The following is a 14724-nucleotide window of genomic DNA, read 5'->3' as shown; positions in this document are numbered from 1 at the left end:
CCTGATGTCCAAGGACACAAGCACATGAGCACCCCGAATCCATTGAGCCCAGCTGACCAGGCCGCCCTGGAAAACTACTGGTTGCCTTTCACTCCGAACCGCTACTTCAAGAAGAACCCGAAGGTGGTGGTGGGCGCCAAGGGCGCGTACTACCAGACCGCCGACGGCAAGCAGTTGTTCGACGCCCTGTCGGGCCTGTGGTGTACCCCGCTGGGGCATGGCAACCCCCGCATTGTCGAAGCCATCACCAAGCAGGCTCAGACGCTGGACTATGCAACGGCCTTCCAGATCGCGCACCCCGGTGCGATCCGCCTGGCAGGTCGCATTGCCGACCTGGCACCCGAAGGCCTGAACAAGGTGTTCTTCGCCAACTCCGGTTCTGAAGCCGCGGATACCGCCATCAAGATGGCCATCGCTTACCACCGCATTCGCGGCGAAGGTGGTCGCTTCCGCATCATCGGCCGCGAGCGCGGCTACCACGGTGTTGGTTTCGGTGGCGTCTCTGCTGGTGGCCTGGTGGCCAACCGCAAGATGTTCGGCACCGCCATGCTGCCGGGTGTCGACCACCTGCCGCACACCTGGAACCCGAAAGAAATGGCTTTCACCCGCGGGCAGCCCCAATGGGGCACGCACCTGGCTGACGAGCTGGAGCGTCTGGTCGGCCTGCACGACGCCTCGACCATCGCTGCGGTGATCGTCGAACCCATGCAGGGCTCGACCGGTGTGGTGGTGCCGCCTGTGGGCTACCTGCAGCGCCTGCGCGATATTTGTACCAAGCACGGCATCTTGCTGATCTTTGACGAAGTGATCACCGGTTTCGGCCGCATGGGCACCACCTTTGGTGCCGATTACTTCGGCGTCACGCCTGACCTGATCACCTTCGCCAAGGCCATCACCAACGGCACCGTGCCGATGGGCGGGGTCATCGCCAAGGACAGCATCTATGACACCTTCATGGGTATCCAGGCACCTGATTACGCCATCGAATTCCTGCACGGGTACACCTATTCGGGCCATCCCATGGCCACCGGAGTGGCGCATGCCGTGCTCGACGTGATGCACAGCGATGGCCTGATCCAGCGTGCCGGCGAGCTTGCCCCGGTGCTGGAAGAAGCCATCCACAGCCTCAAGGGCGAGCCGGGTGTCACCGACATCCGCAATATCGGCCTGGCTGCCGCGGTGGATCTGGAACCCTGTCCGGGTCAACCCGGCTGGCGCGCCATGCAGGTGTTCGAGCACGCTATGCAAAACGGGGTGCTGCTGCGCTTCAGTGCCGACACCATCGCCATGGGCCCTCCGTTCATTTCAACCCCTGACGAAATTGCCAAGATGGTGGATGTCCTGCGTGCCGCCATCCGCGCCGTGCCGGCTTCGCCCAAGTCCTGATCTGATCTTTTGCGTTGGACCCCAACATGACCGCTACCTACCAAGTTCACCATTACATCAACGGCCAGGTGGTGCCTTCGACCTCGGGTCGTCAGGCGCCCATCTTCAACCCGGCCAAGGGCGCCGTCCAGGGTCAGGTCGACCTTGGCTCCGTCGCCGAGCTGGACCAGGCCGTGGCTGCCGCCGCAGCCGCTTTTCCAGCCTGGGCCGCACAGCCGGCTTTGGCCCGTGCCCGTGTCATGCAGCGCTTCCTCGTGCTGGCGCAGCAACGCAGCAAGGACATCGCTGCGCTGATCGTCAAGGAACACGGCAAGACCTTCCCCGATGCGCTGGGTGAAGTGGCCCGTGCCATCGAGGTGATCGAGTTCGCTACCGGTATCCCTCAACTGCTCAAGGGCGAGTACACCGACCAGGTGGCTCGCGGTATCGACGCCTGGTCGATGCGCCAGCCGCTGGGTGTGGTGGCCGGCATCACGCCGTTCAACTTCCCGGCCATGGTGCCCATGTGGATGTTCCCCATCGCACTGGCCTGCGGCAACACCTTCGTGCTCAAGCCCTCCGAGCGTGACCCCTCTCCGGCCTTGCTGATTGCCGAGTTGCTCAAGGAAGCCGGTCTGCCCGATGGCGCCTTCAACGTCGTGCAAGGCGACAAGAGCGTGGTGGATGCCATCCTGGCGCACCCGGCCATCCAGGCTGTCAGCTTTGTCGGCTCGACGCCCGTGGCCGAATACATCTACGGCGAAGGCTGCCGCCATGGCAAGCGCGTGCAGGCCCTGGGTGGCGCAAAGAACCACATGGTGGTCATGCCCGATGCCGATCTGAACCAGGCGGTTGATGCCCTGATGGGCGCGGCCTACGGCTCGGCCGGTGAGCGCTGCATGGCCATCTCGGTGGCCGTGGCTGTGGGCGATGTGGGCGACAAGCTGGTCGCGCAACTGGCCGAGCGTGTCAAATCGCTGAAGGTCGGCGAAGGCAACGCCGACGGTGCCGAAATGGGCCCCGTCATCACCCGCGAGGCACAACAGCGCATCGAGCGCCTGATCGGTGCCGGCATCGAAGAAGGTGCCGTGTCGATCGTGGATGGTCGTGGCTGCAAGATCCCGGGTTATGAAGACGGCTTCTTTGTTGGCGGCACCCTGCTGGACAAGGTCACCCCCGAGATGACCGTGTACCGCGAAGAAATCTTTGGCCCGGTGCTGTGCGTGCTGCGCGTGCCCGACATCGCTGCCGCCGTGAAGCTCATCAATGACCACGAATACGGCAACGGCGTGGCCGTCTACACCCGCGACGGCGGCATCGCCCGCGAGTTCGTGCGTCACATCCAGGTCGGCATGGTCGGCGTGAACGTGCCCCTGCCCGTGCCGATGGCCTTCAACAGCTTCGGTGGCTGGAAGCGCAGCCTGTTTGGCGACCACCATGCCTACGGCCCTGAAGGCGTGCGTTTCTACACGCGCCACAAGGCCGTGATGCAGCGCTGGCCTGACAGCATCGCACGGGGCCCGGAATTCTCCTTCCCCCAACTGACGTGACGGCTTCGCCTGACCGTGCTACATTAGGGTCCATGATCGTGTCTCGCACCTATTTCTTCTACCACTTTGAACTCCCGCCTCAATCCGGCGCAGGAGTGGCAGACGCATAGGCCGGCCACACACAGATCCTGAAAACCGCCGGACACCCCGGCGGTTTTTTTTTCGACCTCACACGTTTCGAACACACGCGGCATTTGCACCAGGAAAGGACGCCATGAACGCCAAATCCAGCGCACCCACCGGCTGGGAACCCCCGGTCGACCGAACCTCCGAGACCGATAACGCCCGCATCCGTGGCGTGACCCCGCTGCCGCCGCCGGAACACCTGATTCGTTTCTTCCCCATCCGTGGCACGGCTGTGGAACACCTGGTGGCCGATACCCGCAGGGCAATCCGTCAGATCATGCAGGGCAAGGATGACCGCCTGCTGGTGATCATCGGCCCCTGCTCGATCCACGACCCCGCTGCGGCCGTGGAATACGCCCGCCGCTTGCTGGCCGAGCGCGAGCGCTATAAGGACACGCTGGAAATCGTGATGCGCGTGTACTTCGAAAAGCCGCGCACCACTGTGGGCTGGAAGGGCCTGATCAACGACCCGTATCTGGACGAGAGCTTCAAGATCGACGAAGGCCTGCGCATGGCCCGCCAGTTGCTGCTCGAAATCAACCGCATGGGCATGCCTGCGGCCAGCGAGTTCCTGGATGTGGTGTCGCCTCAGTACATCGCCGACCTGATCAGCTGGGGAGCCATTGGCGCCCGCACGACAGAAAGCCAGGTGCACCGCGAGCTGGCCTCCGGCATCAGCGCACCGATCGGCTTCAAGAATGGCACCGACGGCAACATCAAGATCGCCACCGATGCGATTCAGGCTGCAGCCCGCCCTCACCATTTCCTGTCGGTGCACAAGAATGGCCAGGTCGCCATCGTGCACACGGCTGGCAATCCGGACTGCCACGTCATCCTGCGTGGTGGCAAGGCCCCGAACTACGAAGCCTCGTTCGTCGACGCTGCCTGCAAGGACCTGGAAGCTGCCAAGCTGACGCCGTCCCTGATGGTCGATTGCTCACATGCCAACAGCTCCAAGCAGCATGAGCGCCAGATCAATGTGGCTGAGAACATCGCGGCCCAGATCAGCGGTGGCTCGAAGCGTGTCTTCGGCGTGATGGTCGAAAGCAATCTGTGCGCGGGTGCGCAGAAGTTCACCCCCGGCAAGGATGATCCGCACAAGCTGGCCTACGGTCAGTCCATCACCGATGCCTGCATCGGCTGGGACGATTCGTCCTCGGTGATGAAGATCTTGTCCGATGCCGTGAAGGCGCGACGCAAGAAGGGCTGAGCCCACACCCTTATGGGTGAATTGGGGTGATTCCGGAGCTTTCCGGCCCCCCTCCAAGGCGAGGAGCAGACATACTGGCGACCTGTTAAACCAAGGTTGATCCATGTCTCCCTCGCCTTGTTCATGTGTGCTGCTGATTGACGATCACGCCTTGTTCCGCGCAGGGCTGGTGGTGGTGTTGCGGCGCGCCTGGCCTGATGTGGCCGTCATGGAGGCAGCCTCCATCACCGAGGCCCTCGGCCGCATCGGCGAGCGGCGTCCTGATCTCATCGTGCTGGACGTGAACCTGCCCGATGCCAATGGCTTGTCCATGCTGAGCGCCCTGCTGGAACGTTGTGCTCAACCTGTTCCGGTTGTGGTGGTGTCATCGGGCGAAGACACCGAACACTGGGTGCAGGCCCGCGAGGCGGGTGCCGCGGCCTATCTGTGCAAGTCGGCCGAAGGTGCTCAGATCGTGTCGACCTTCGAGGCCTGTCTGGCGGGGGGGCGCTGTTTCCCCATGCAGACATACGGCACCGCACCCCCACCCCAGGTGTACCTCGCTGGTGAGCCTGATGCCTCGGCGCAGGCCATCCCGACCGCGCGTCAGCGTGACATCCTCCAGTTGCTGGGCAAGGGCGTGCCCAACAAGGCGATTGCCCGCCAGGTCGGGCTGAGCGAAAACGATGTGCGCGCCGAAGTGTCCTGGCTGACGGACACACTCGAGGCCCGCAGCCGACAACAAGCGTATGAGGCCGCACTGGCTCGGGGTTGGTTGTCGCCATGACGGCCGGGCTGGCGCGTGTGTGGGCCCGGGCCTGGCAGTTTGACCCGCCCAGAACACTGTCGGCCCAGATGGAGTTGCTCAGCCGCAATCTGGTGCTGGCCTTTGGTGGGTCCAGTCTGGCTGCCTTGTTGATGGGGGCGGTGTACTGGCAGTTGTTTGCGGACGACTCCATCTTGCTGTGGGCCTTGGGCACAGTGCTGGTCGGGCTGGGCGGCATGGGGGCTCGCTACTGGCTGCCCTCGCATACGGATCTGTGCACAGTGCAGGCCTATGCCCGTCAGGTGCGTTGGCTCGTGCTGCTGCTGGGGGCGTGCTGGGGCGGTTTGTGCTGGCATTACATGCGGCCGGACACACCCGAAACCATCCTGCTCATCATGGCCATCACGGCCGGCGTCAACTCGGGCGGGCTGGCGCTGTTCTCGGCGTCGTGGCCCGTGTCGGTGGCGTTCTGGCTGACCTTCGTTCTGCCATCCATCTTTGTCTTGCTGCCGGCAGGCGGGGTCCTCAACATGGGCTTTGGGCTGGCCACGCTCACCTACTTGGTGGTGATGCTCAGCGCCTCGTATCACGCAGCCCGCACCACTTTGCGATCCATCGCGTTGCGCTTTGAAAACGCCGAACTGGTCCAGCGGCTGCAAGACCAGACCGCAAGAGCCCAGGACGCCCGCTCTGCAGCAGAAGCCGCGCGCGGCGAGGCCGAGCAGGCCAACCGCGCCAAGTCGAAGTTCCTTGCTGCGGCCAGCCATGATCTGCGCCAGCCCTTGCATGCGCTGGGGCTGTTCCTGCAGGCCCTGGCTGAAACGCCACTGGCCTCGCGTCAGCAGCAACTGCTGGCCCATGTGCAGGCCTCATCCGATGCGGCCAGCGACATGCTCAACACCATGCTCGATTTTTCGAAAGTGGATGCGGGCGTCGTGACATCGAGGGCGCGGCCGGTGGCCATCCAGTCCCTGTTGCTGCGCATGGAGCGCGAGTTCGCACCCCAGGCCAATCAGCGCGGCTTGGCCTTCCGGTTGCGTGACAGCGACCTCACGCTCCACGCCGACCCGCAGTTGCTGGAGCTGGTCTTGCGCAACCTCGTCACCAATGCGATTCGCTACACCGAGCGGGGTGGGGTGCTGCTGGCCTGCCGGCGCCGTGGCACGGGGGCCGAGTTGCAAGTGTGGGACACCGGGGTGGGCATTGCCCCGGATCAGCACGAGGTGATCTTCCAGGAGTTTCACCAGTTGGCCAACCCGGAGCGCGATCGCCGCAAAGGGCTCGGCCTGGGGCTGGCCATTGTGGCGGGGCTGGTGCGTGCCATGGGCGCGCGCATTCGCCTGTCGTCCGTGCCTGGGCGAGGTTCGGTCTTCAGGCTGGCTTTGCACCTGTGGGACGGCCGTGTACTGGAACCCACCACCTCGCCCAAGCTGGCGGCCGAGCTCGTGCCGCAGCTATCCCCATGTCGTGTCTTGCTGATCGATGACGATGAGAGCGTGCGCACGGCCATGGCCGATCTGCTGGCCGCCTGGGGCTGCCCCTGCGTGACCGTGCCTTGTGAAGACACTGCTCTGGCGGCCGTGGACCGCTTCGCACCGGATGTGATCGTGGCCGACTACCGCTTGCGCCAGCACCGCACCGGGCGAGAAGCCATCGAGACCCTGAGGGCGCGGCTTGGTCGCCAGGTACCTGCCCTGATCATCACAGGGGACACTGCGGTGGAGCGCTTGCGTGAAGCCATGGATGGCGGGGTGTTGCTGCTGCACAAGCCTGTCGGGGCGCTGCGCCTGCAGCAGGCCATCGCCACCCTGCTGCACGACGAGCAGGTCAGCCGGGTTGGGCCGCCTCAGCCCTGGGTCTGGGAGATCTGACCCTGACGCATATGGAACAGGGCCAGCAGCAGGGAGGCTGCCAGGACGCCCAGCCAGCCTGCCTGGCCTGACAGCCCCCAGTGGTCCAGCACGACCCCGCTGATGAGGGGCCCGACCGATCCGCCCAGGGTGTAGCAGGCAATCATGGCCGCGGTGCCCGCCACGGCCGAGCTGTTCGAGAAGTCGTGGGCAACGCGGATCATGCTGAGGGTGTAGAGTGCGCCGCCGACCGCGCCCCAGCAGGTGGCGCTGGCCCACATCAGTGAAGGCCAGTGCGGTGACAGGGCAAAACCGACAGCTGACAGCAGCAAGATGACCCCGGCGCCGGCAAACAGTTTCGTGGTGCTCATGTGGTCAGCCAGCCAGCCCGCTGGGTACTGCAGCAGAAAGCTGCCCATGCCCAGTGCCCCGGCAATCGAGGTGGCTTGGGCCAGGCTCAGGCCGGTTTCCGAGCCATAAGCCGTGGTCACCGATGTCAGGCCCACTTCAAACACGCCCCCAGTCAGCGCCGCCCAGGCCAGGACCGGGTGGGCACGCCATGCTGACCACAGGCTCATGTGCGGTGCGTCCTCTCGTGAGGCTCTCAGCTTGGTGATGTCCGTGCCGACCGACAGCATCAGGCCCACGACCAGACCCATGGCCGCGAGAACGTTCGCCCCCTGTGGCCCGAGCCCGACCAGGCCTGGCAGCAGCGGCCCCACCGCCATGGCGGCACCGAGTGCGGTCTGATACAGGCCTGTCAGTCGACCGCGGTGTGTGGCGGGCACGTTGTGGGCAATCAGGGCCTCGGTGGCATTCCATGCAGCAGCAGACCCGATGCCGGCAGACAGGGCCAGGACACACCACAGCTCATAGGACGCGGTGAAGAGGTAGCCCAGGCAGGCCACCAGCTCCATGGCCAGGCCAATGCGGTAGGCGTGACCTACGCCGACCCGCTTGAAGAGTCGGGGGGCAAAGGGCACCAGCAGCGCCACGCTCAGATACGGCAGCATGGCAAAGAAGCCGATGGCCGTGGCGCTGGTTCCCATGTGCTCGAGCCGCACGGCCATGACCGGGTTGAGCAGACTGAAGGACAGCACCACCAGTGTGGTGCCGGCAATCACGCGCCACAGTGCGGCTGACAACTGCATGGGGATTCAGCTCAGTTGAGCCAGCCCTTGCGACGGAAGTACCAGAAGGGCGTGACGATGGACAGCACCATCAGGCCCAGTGCCAGCGGGTAACCACCGCGCCACTGCAACTCGGGCATGAACTGGAAGTTCATGCCGTAGATGCTGGCGATCAGCGTGGGCGGCAGCAGGGCCACCGAGGCCACCGAGAAGATCTTGATGATCTTGTTCTGGTTGATGTTGATGAAACCGACCGTGGCATCCATCAGGAAGTTGATCTTGTCGAACAGAAAAGCCGTGTGGCTGTCCAGTGAGTCGATGTCACGCAAGATCTGGCGCGCTTCCTCGAACTGCTCCGTGTTGAGCATGCGTGCACGCATCATGAAGCTGACCGCGCGACGGGTGTCCATCACGTTGCGCCGGATGCGGCCGTTCAAGTCTTCCTGGCGGGCAATGGCAGCCAGGGCTTCAGCCGCATCGCTGTCGTTCACCTCGGACTTCAGCACACGGTTGCTGACCCGTTCGAGGTCATCGTAGATCCCCTCGAGCGTGTCGGCTGAATACTCGGCATCCGCGTCATACAGCTTGAGCAGCACGTCCTTGGCGTCTTCAATCAGTGCAGGAATGCGGCGGGCCCGCATGCGCAGCAGGCGGAACACCGGCAGATCTTCCTTGTGGATCGAAAACAGCACGTTGTTGTGCAGGATGAAGGCGACGCGCACGTTGCGCGGGGTCTCGTCGTCATCGATCAGGAAGTCGGAGCGGATGTGGACAGCTCCGTCTTCCTCATAGAAGCGCGCGGACTCTTCCAGGTCATCGTCGATGACGTCCTGGGGAATGATCAGGCCGTAGTGCTGGGCGATCCAGCCCTTCTCTTCGGGTGTGGGGTCTTCCATGTCGACCCAGATCGGGCTGACAGGGGTGAGGTCTTCCAGGCGATCGATTTCTTCCTGGAAGAGCCGGCCGTTGGCCAGCGTGAAGACGTTGAGCATGCAAATGACTCCAGCGCAATGACTCGATAACGTCGGGCGACAGGCCACAGTTGGCAGGTCGCCGCAGACGCGGAACAAGGGTGATGAAGGTTTGGTTACCGCCCTGCTCCACGCGCTGTCTGACCCGGACGGGACCTGTTGGTTCAGGCCCTTTGCCTAGGGTGGCTGGAGAGGGCGGTCACCGCGGGTGACTGTCCAAGGTGATCGCTCCAATGACTCCGAAAAACGGAATGCAGCATTATGGCGTGTGCCACGTGTCCTGTGTGTGACCGGCCCGGAAAATGTGCCTGTTCTGGCAGTGCAACACATGCATGAAATGAATGGAGTTTGATGAAAAACCATCATTTGATGCAGGATCCAGGCTTGCGTAGGATGCACTCATCTACCGAGGAGACTCATACATGGACTTCCAGCCCAGCCCGAAAGCGAAAGAAACCGCCGACCGCGTGCGTGCATTCATCAAGACCCACATCGAACCGGTCGAGACAGAGCACTGGGAAGGCATCCTGGCCGAGAACCACGGCGGAGACTGGACAAAGTGGGTCATCCCTCCGCGCGTCGAAGAACTGAAAGCCAAGGCCAAGGCAGAAGGCCTGTGGAACCTGTTCCTGCCCGATCCCAAGCTGGGCGCTGGCCTGAGCGTGCTGGACTACGCCTTCAGTGCAGAAGAAACCGGTCGCAGCATGATGGCCCCGGAGATCTTCAACTGCAACGCGCCTGACTCCGGCAACATGGAAGTGCTGTGGAAGTACGGCAATGATGCCCAGAAAGAGCAATGGCTCAAGCCCTTGCTGGCAGGTGAAATCCGTTCCGTGTTTTTCATGACAGAGCCTGAAGTGGCGTCGTCGGACGCCACCAACATGTCGGCCACCGCCGTCATCGATGGCGACGAGATCGTGCTCAATGGCAAGAAGTGGTGGTCGTCCGGTGTGGGTGATCCGCGCTGCAAGATCGGCATCTTCATGGCCCTGACACCCGATGCCAGCAAGGACCGCCACCACCAGCACTCGATGGTGCTGGTGCCGATGGACACCCCGGGGGTCGAGATCAAGCGCATGGTGCCCGTGTTCGGCGAATGGGATGAGCCCCATGGCCATGGCGAGGTGCACTTCAACAATGTGCGCGTGCCCATCGGCAACTTCATCAGCGGCCCCGGTCGCGGCTTCGAGATCGCTCAGGGCCGCCTGGGCCCAGGGCGCATTCACCATTGCATGCGCTGCATCGGCGCAGCAGAAAAGGCGCTGGAACTCGCCATCAAGCGCGGCCTGGCCCGCACGGCTTTCCGCAAGCCATTGGTCGACCTCGGTGGCAACCGCGAACGCATCGCCGAAGCCCGCGTGGCCATCGATCAGGCACGTCTGCTGACGCTGCAAGCTGCGTGGAAGATCGACACCCTGGGCGTGCACTCGGCACTGACCGATGTGTCGGCCATCAAGGTGGTGGCACCCAGCATGCTGCAAAACGTCGTCGACTTCGCCATCCAGATCCACGGTGGCATGGGGGTGTCGCGTGACACCATGCTGACGGCCTTCTTCAACCAGGGCCGCAGCCTGCGTCTGGCCGATGGGCCCGATGAAGTCCACAAGGGCATGATCGCCCGCCTGGAGCTCGCCAAGTACGGCGCACGCTGAGCAGGTTGACGCATGGGAGCCATCTACCTGCTTCGCCATGGCCAGGCCTCGTTTGGCAGTCAGAACTACGACCAGCTGTCACCCGTGGGGCACCAGCAGGCGCTGGTGCTGGGCGAGGCCCTCAAGCGCCGCGGCGTGAAGCCGGTTCAGGTGGTCAGCGGCACCATGCGTCGCCACCAGGAAACCGCTGCGGGTGCCCTGCAGGCACTGGGGCTGGCCATGCCGCCAGTGATACACCCGGGCGTCAACGAGTTCGACCACGAGAACGTGATCGAGGTGGCCGAGCCGCGCTACGCTGACAAGGCGACGATGATGTCGGACATGGCCGCCTCCGGCGACCCTCGGCGAGGCTTCCAGAAGTTCTTTCAGGATGCGGTTTCGCGCTGGGTGGGTGGCAACCACGACGATGAGTACGCGGAACCCTGGTCCGTCTTCAAGTTGCGTTGCGTCACGGCCTTGCAGGATCTGGTCGTTCAGACGCCCCCCAAGGGCGACACCCTGGTGTTCACCTCAGGGGGCACGATCAGCGTCATCTGCGCCCACATGCTGGGCCTCAATGACAGCCAGGCCTTCACAATCAATTGGACCCTCGCCAACGCAGGGGTCACCAAGATCGTGACAGGCCGGGATGGTCTGCATCTGGTGTCGATCAACGAGCATGCCCACCTCGAATCGGTCGAGCCGTCTTTGCTGACCTATCGCTGAGCGGGGTCAGCCGTCCCGTCCATCCGGGCGCGGACGCAGCAGGATAGGCACGTATTTCCACAAGTACAGGCCGAAGGCCAGGCTCCATGCTGCAGCGGCTACCACCAGCGCAGGGGCAGTGAGGGCATCGGCCCAGGTCCACGGCGGGATGCCGGCCGGAATGAGTGCGGCCACAGCGCGGGCCAGCACTGCCAGCACCAGCAGGCGGTACGCCCAGGTCTCGAACGGGCCGGCAAGCAGCAGGCGCCCGGTGTGTCCCAGTGCGGTACGGGTGATCATGCCCAGGATCAGGCCTGCCATCGCCCCCACGGTGAGCACATGCAGGGCCGCCGCCTGCAGGCGGCAGGCCATCAGCACCATGGCAATGATGATCCAGCCATGCGATACATGCAGGATCCACAGCAGCGGGGTGCGGAGTGTGGCCTGTGGTTGCCACCCGGCACAGCGGGCAGTTTGCAGCACGGCTGCGGTGCCGGCCAGCACCGTGAGCACCAGGGGGCCGTGCTCTCCGATGCGCCAGGTCAGGTCAGCCGCCCACGCCAGCAAGGCCAGGGCGGTGGTGCCAATGGCGGCCCAGTTCAGCCACGGATGCTGCCAGGGCTTGACGGTTTTCAATGCATTGGCGGTGAAGCCCGGCACGATGCGGCCGGCAATCACCGTCTCTAGCATGGTGATCAGGGCGATGGCCAGGTGCAGCGGGATCAGCGGCACGGCGTCGGGTGAGAAGGGCCATCCCAGCAGCCGTCCGTGGAAGGCGATGTTGCAGCCTGACAGTGCAAGCAGCAGCACCACGACAAAGTAGTTGCGCTGGCTGCGGGCCAACCAGAGGATGCGCCCCAGGATCAGGGCAACACAAGGCAGAAAGGCCACATCGATCAGCGCGGCCCAGGTGGCCACGCCGCTCGGTGTCGACTCATTGAGCGCAACCCAGGTGGCGATGCGCCCGAGCACCCACAGCAGGGCGAGGGCGGCGAGTGGCTTGCCAGTGGGCGTTGGGCGCCCGGTCCAGTTCTTCACGGCGGTAAAGAGAAAGCCGGTGATGACCGCGGCCGCAAAGCCAAAGACCATCTCGTGGGCATGCCACAGCACCGTGGGTTTGGCTGCGCCAGTCAGCAAGGCTGCCACCCAGGTCGGTACGGCGAGCACGGCCAGCAGGGCAGCGAGCAGGTAAAAAGGGCGAAAACCCAGTGCCCATGGGGTGAGCCCACGGGGCGGTTCACGCTTGACGCGTGGCTCTTCCAGATAGATGACGGCCATGCATTCCTATTCTCAGTCGCTACCCAGTTCCAACTCGGTCGCCGTGATGGTCGTGCCGTCGCTGGCCAGCTTGCCCTCGACCTCGACCATGGCGCCGTCTGTGAGTGTTGGCGCATCGGACACCCCAGTGTAATCAACCGAGAAACTGCGGCCGCCGCTGGTGGTCAGGGTGAAGGTCTGTGCACTCGTATTGAGGTTGCTGATTGTCCCGATGGCTTCCTGGCTTTCATCTTCCAGGTCGCTGTCCGAGATTTCTTCCACGGATTGCGCCAGCAGTTGACCATTGCTCAGCTTGCCTTCCACCTTGACACGTGAGCCGTTGCCCAAGGCTTCGGTTTCAAACTCGGTGCTGGATGTGGCCACGACAGGCACGCCATTGACGGTGAAACTGAACTTGCTCGTGTAATGGGTGATCAGTCCTTCGACGGTGGCACTCTGGGTCGATTGCACAGTCTTGGTTCTGACAGCCAGTCGGGTGGCGGCTGCCGTGCCGGATGTCCATGTATTGGCCAGGCGAATGCGCACGGTCGCCCCGTTGGCCAGGCCGGATGGCGCGGTCAACCCGGCGTAGCTCACCGTCAGGCCATTGACCGAGAAGGTGCTGGCGCTGGTGTCGAGGCTACTGACGGGGCCAAAGAGGCGGTAGGTCCGCGGCTGGCCGCTCAGACATGCGATGCGGCTGGCGGCGTAGCGGAGCGTCGCGCTGTTGAAGTAGGCATAGACCTCAGCGTAGGCGCAGTTGCTGCTGTTGGCCTCTGCCAGAGATGAGACACCTTCGAGCACCGTGGCTGCATTGACATCGATGTGCTGGCCCAGCATGCCCAGGCTGGATGAACTGAAATCGTCAACCGGGCCCAGCAACTGGTTGGTGATGCGGATGACCTCGGCTGTGCTGGTGGCCAGTCCGCCCGATACCGTGGCGGCTGTGACTGTCCCGCCTTCCACTTCGACGATCATGCCCATCTGCAGGCTGGATGTGCTCAGGGCGCCCTTGTCCGCATCGACGGTCTCACCGTCCTCGTTCTCGACGGTGGCGGCGCTGTCGGCAAACCGGGTGTTGTTGAGGATCACCGAGCCAAAGCCGCTGACCGCGCCGCTGGAATATGAACCGGTCCCACCACTGCCCGGATCACCGGCCACCGAGGTGCCGCCGCCACAGGCAGCCAGTGTGGCCATCAGCCCGGCAATCACCAGCCAGGCGATGCGGGCTTTGAACAGATGGATGAATGTGGGCTTCATGCGCGGGGGCTCCTGCAGGATCAGTTGTCCTGCTTGGTCGATGTGGGGGCGGTGGGGACCGTCTCGCTGTAGCTGAACAAACCGATGCGGACGCGCTGGTCCTGCAGGCGGCCTGCGATGCGGTCTTCCTCGATCAGCTTTTCCATCAGCGGAATGGAGGTGTTCAACAGCTCATGCCAATGGCGGCGAACCAAGTCCTTGATCGATTCCATGGCCTGCACCGACAGATCGTCAGAGAACACGGCCTGCTCGAAATGGGGCGGATCATCTTTGGCCAGCACGTTGGCGACGGCGGCATGGAGGTGATCACCCACGTTGGCGCCCAGAAAGGCCAGCATGCCTTGCATGTCGCCTCTGGGCACAAAGGCCTGCCGCTCCAGGTGGACGCGATCGAGTTGTTCATCCCAGCGCACCAACCCCAGTCGGCACAGCTCATCCAGCAGGCTGCGAGGGTGCACATCCTGGGTGACAGACCTTGCCAGGCTCTCGAAGCTGGGCGAGGGGCCCTGCCGGGGCAGAAAGGCCAGCACGTCGTCGCCGACGCGGAACAGCGGGCTCGTCAGCCAACGGGTGAAGATCTCGGTGGTCAGCGACGGTTTGGGCGGCGCGACAGCCTCTTGCGGTTTGGTCAGCCGGGTGACTTCACGGCGGTTGATGCCGGTGATGGTGCTGATGCGGCTGACCAGGCGGTGGGGCAACAACTCTGGGTGGTCCTTCAACAGGGCTTCGGTTGCTGCCTGGATGAAGGCCTCCTTGAGCAGGTCCTCGGCCGAGGCGAACCGCAGGCCTTGCGCCACCGCCAGTCTTGCCAGCGGCAGCAGCACCGCCTGCAAAGCACGCACCAAAGCCTCGCCTTCGGCACTGGCGGCATCGGGTCGGGGCGGCAGGGGTGGTGTGGTGGCTGGCACGGGGTCGAACTTCAAA

General features: G+C 63.9%; 12 protein-coding genes. 7 read left to right on the top strand and 5 right to left on the bottom strand.

The features are described from left to right. Positions 1-24: 24 nt before the first annotated feature. The 5 genes from ACE3PH_RS13225 to ACE3PH_RS13205 all read left to right on the top strand — a co-directional run bounded on the left by ACE3PH_RS13225 (position 25) and on the right by ACE3PH_RS13205 (position 6867). Positions 25-1386, top strand: coding sequence for an aspartate aminotransferase family protein (locus ACE3PH_RS13225; protein WP_374319746.1), 1362 nt, complete (start codon positions 25-27; stop codon positions 1384-1386). 26 nt (positions 1387-1412) lie between these two features. Further along, positions 1413-2915: a CoA-acylating methylmalonate-semialdehyde dehydrogenase gene (locus ACE3PH_RS13220; RefSeq protein WP_374319743.1), complete on the top strand. Its 1503-nt coding sequence runs from the start codon at positions 1413-1415 to the stop codon at positions 2913-2915. Between the two features lie 214 nt (positions 2916-3129). Further along, positions 3130-4251 (top strand): 3-deoxy-7-phosphoheptulonate synthase, encoded by a 1122-nt coding sequence (locus ACE3PH_RS13215; protein WP_374319741.1) that lies wholly within the window; start codon positions 3130-3132, stop codon positions 4249-4251. A gap of 103 nt (positions 4252-4354) precedes the next feature. Next, entirely contained in the window at positions 4355-5017 is a 663-nt protein-coding gene (locus tag ACE3PH_RS13210; protein ID WP_374319738.1) for a response regulator, read from the top strand. Beyond that, the gene (locus tag ACE3PH_RS13205) at positions 5014-6867 is read left to right on the top strand and encodes a hybrid sensor histidine kinase/response regulator (protein ID WP_374319736.1); all 1854 of its coding nucleotides are present in this window, start codon (positions 5014-5016) and stop codon (positions 6865-6867) included. The genes ACE3PH_RS13210 and ACE3PH_RS13205 overlap by 4 nt, the downstream gene beginning before the upstream one ends. Here the strand turns inward: ACE3PH_RS13205 and ACE3PH_RS13200 are convergent. Both ACE3PH_RS13200 and corA read right to left on the bottom strand, forming a co-directional pair. Then, positions 6843-7997 carry an MFS transporter gene (locus ACE3PH_RS13200; protein ID WP_374319734.1) on the bottom strand — a complete coding sequence of 385 codons (1155 nt, stop codon included), beginning with the start codon at positions 7995-7997 and terminating at the stop codon, positions 6843-6845. The genes ACE3PH_RS13205 and ACE3PH_RS13200 overlap by 25 nt on opposite strands. 11 nt (positions 7998-8008) lie before the next feature. Then, positions 8009-8968 carry a magnesium/cobalt transporter CorA gene (gene corA / locus ACE3PH_RS13195; RefSeq protein ID WP_374319731.1) on the bottom strand — a complete coding sequence of 320 codons (960 nt, stop codon included), beginning with the start codon at positions 8966-8968 and terminating at the stop codon, positions 8009-8011. A gap of 401 nt (positions 8969-9369) precedes the next feature. Between corA and ACE3PH_RS13190 the strand changes: the two genes are divergently transcribed. Both ACE3PH_RS13190 and ACE3PH_RS13185 read left to right on the top strand, forming a co-directional pair. Continuing rightward, complete coding sequence (locus ACE3PH_RS13190) at positions 9370-10599, top strand: acyl-CoA dehydrogenase family protein (RefSeq protein ID WP_374319729.1); 1230 nt, start codon at positions 9370-9372, stop codon at positions 10597-10599. Positions 10600-10611: 12 nt separating this feature from the next. Continuing rightward, complete coding sequence (locus ACE3PH_RS13185; protein ID WP_374319726.1) at positions 10612-11304, top strand: histidine phosphatase family protein; 693 nt, start codon at positions 10612-10614, stop codon at positions 11302-11304. Between the two features lie 6 nt (positions 11305-11310). Here ACE3PH_RS13185 and ACE3PH_RS13180 read toward each other — a convergent pair whose 3' ends face one another. Genes ACE3PH_RS13180 through ACE3PH_RS13170 form a run of 3 tightly spaced genes read right to left on the bottom strand, consistent with a single transcriptional unit; the run spans position 11311 to position 14723 of the window. Further along, complete coding sequence (locus tag ACE3PH_RS13180) at positions 11311-12561, bottom strand: NnrS family protein (RefSeq protein WP_374319724.1); 1251 nt, start codon at positions 12559-12561, stop codon at positions 11311-11313. A 12-nt stretch (positions 12562-12573) separates the two neighbouring features. After that, positions 12574-13800 carry a DUF5666 domain-containing protein gene (locus ACE3PH_RS13175; protein WP_374319721.1) on the bottom strand — a complete coding sequence of 409 codons (1227 nt, stop codon included), beginning with the start codon at positions 13798-13800 and terminating at the stop codon, positions 12574-12576. Between the two features lie 20 nt (positions 13801-13820). Beyond that, positions 13821-14723, bottom strand: coding sequence for a DUF6502 family protein (locus ACE3PH_RS13170; protein ID WP_374319718.1), 903 nt, complete (start codon positions 14721-14723; stop codon positions 13821-13823). Between the last annotated feature and the right edge of the window lies 1 nt (position 14724).

The organism is Aquabacterium sp. (genome assembly GCF_041909175.1).
In the GTDB taxonomy this organism is placed as follows: Bacteria; Pseudomonadota; Gammaproteobacteria; order Burkholderiales; family Burkholderiaceae_C; genus Aquabacterium.
The sequence above is the reverse complement of the archived record's forward strand: the minus strand, read 5'-3'. Positions and strand labels throughout refer to the sequence as shown.

Bases quoted from the DNA above. Each gene is read 5' to 3' on its own strand.
- ACE3PH_RS13225 (WP_374319746.1), top strand. From the start codon at position 25: ATGAGCACCCCGAATCCATTGAGCCCAGCTGACCAGGCCGCCCTGGAA.
- ACE3PH_RS13220 (WP_374319743.1), top strand. From the start codon at position 1,413: ATGACCGCTACCTACCAAGTTCACCATTACATCAACGGCCAGGTGGTG.
- ACE3PH_RS13215 (WP_374319741.1), top strand. From the start codon at position 3,130: ATGAACGCCAAATCCAGCGCACCCACCGGCTGGGAACCCCCGGTCGAC.
- ACE3PH_RS13210 (WP_374319738.1), top strand. From the start codon at position 4,355: ATGTCTCCCTCGCCTTGTTCATGTGTGCTGCTGATTGACGATCACGCC.
- ACE3PH_RS13205 (WP_374319736.1), top strand. From the start codon at position 5,014: ATGACGGCCGGGCTGGCGCGTGTGTGGGCCCGGGCCTGGCAGTTTGAC.
- ACE3PH_RS13200 (WP_374319734.1), bottom strand. From the start codon at position 7,997: ATGCAGTTGTCAGCCGCACTGTGGCGCGTGATTGCCGGCACCACACTG.
- corA (WP_374319731.1), bottom strand. From the start codon at position 8,968: ATGCTCAACGTCTTCACGCTGGCCAACGGCCGGCTCTTCCAGGAAGAA.
- ACE3PH_RS13190 (WP_374319729.1), top strand. From the start codon at position 9,370: ATGGACTTCCAGCCCAGCCCGAAAGCGAAAGAAACCGCCGACCGCGTG.
- ACE3PH_RS13185 (WP_374319726.1), top strand. From the start codon at position 10,612: ATGGGAGCCATCTACCTGCTTCGCCATGGCCAGGCCTCGTTTGGCAGT.
- ACE3PH_RS13180 (WP_374319724.1), bottom strand. From the start codon at position 12,561: ATGGCCGTCATCTATCTGGAAGAGCCACGCGTCAAGCGTGAACCGCCC.
- ACE3PH_RS13175 (WP_374319721.1), bottom strand. From the start codon at position 13,800: ATGAAGCCCACATTCATCCATCTGTTCAAAGCCCGCATCGCCTGGCTG.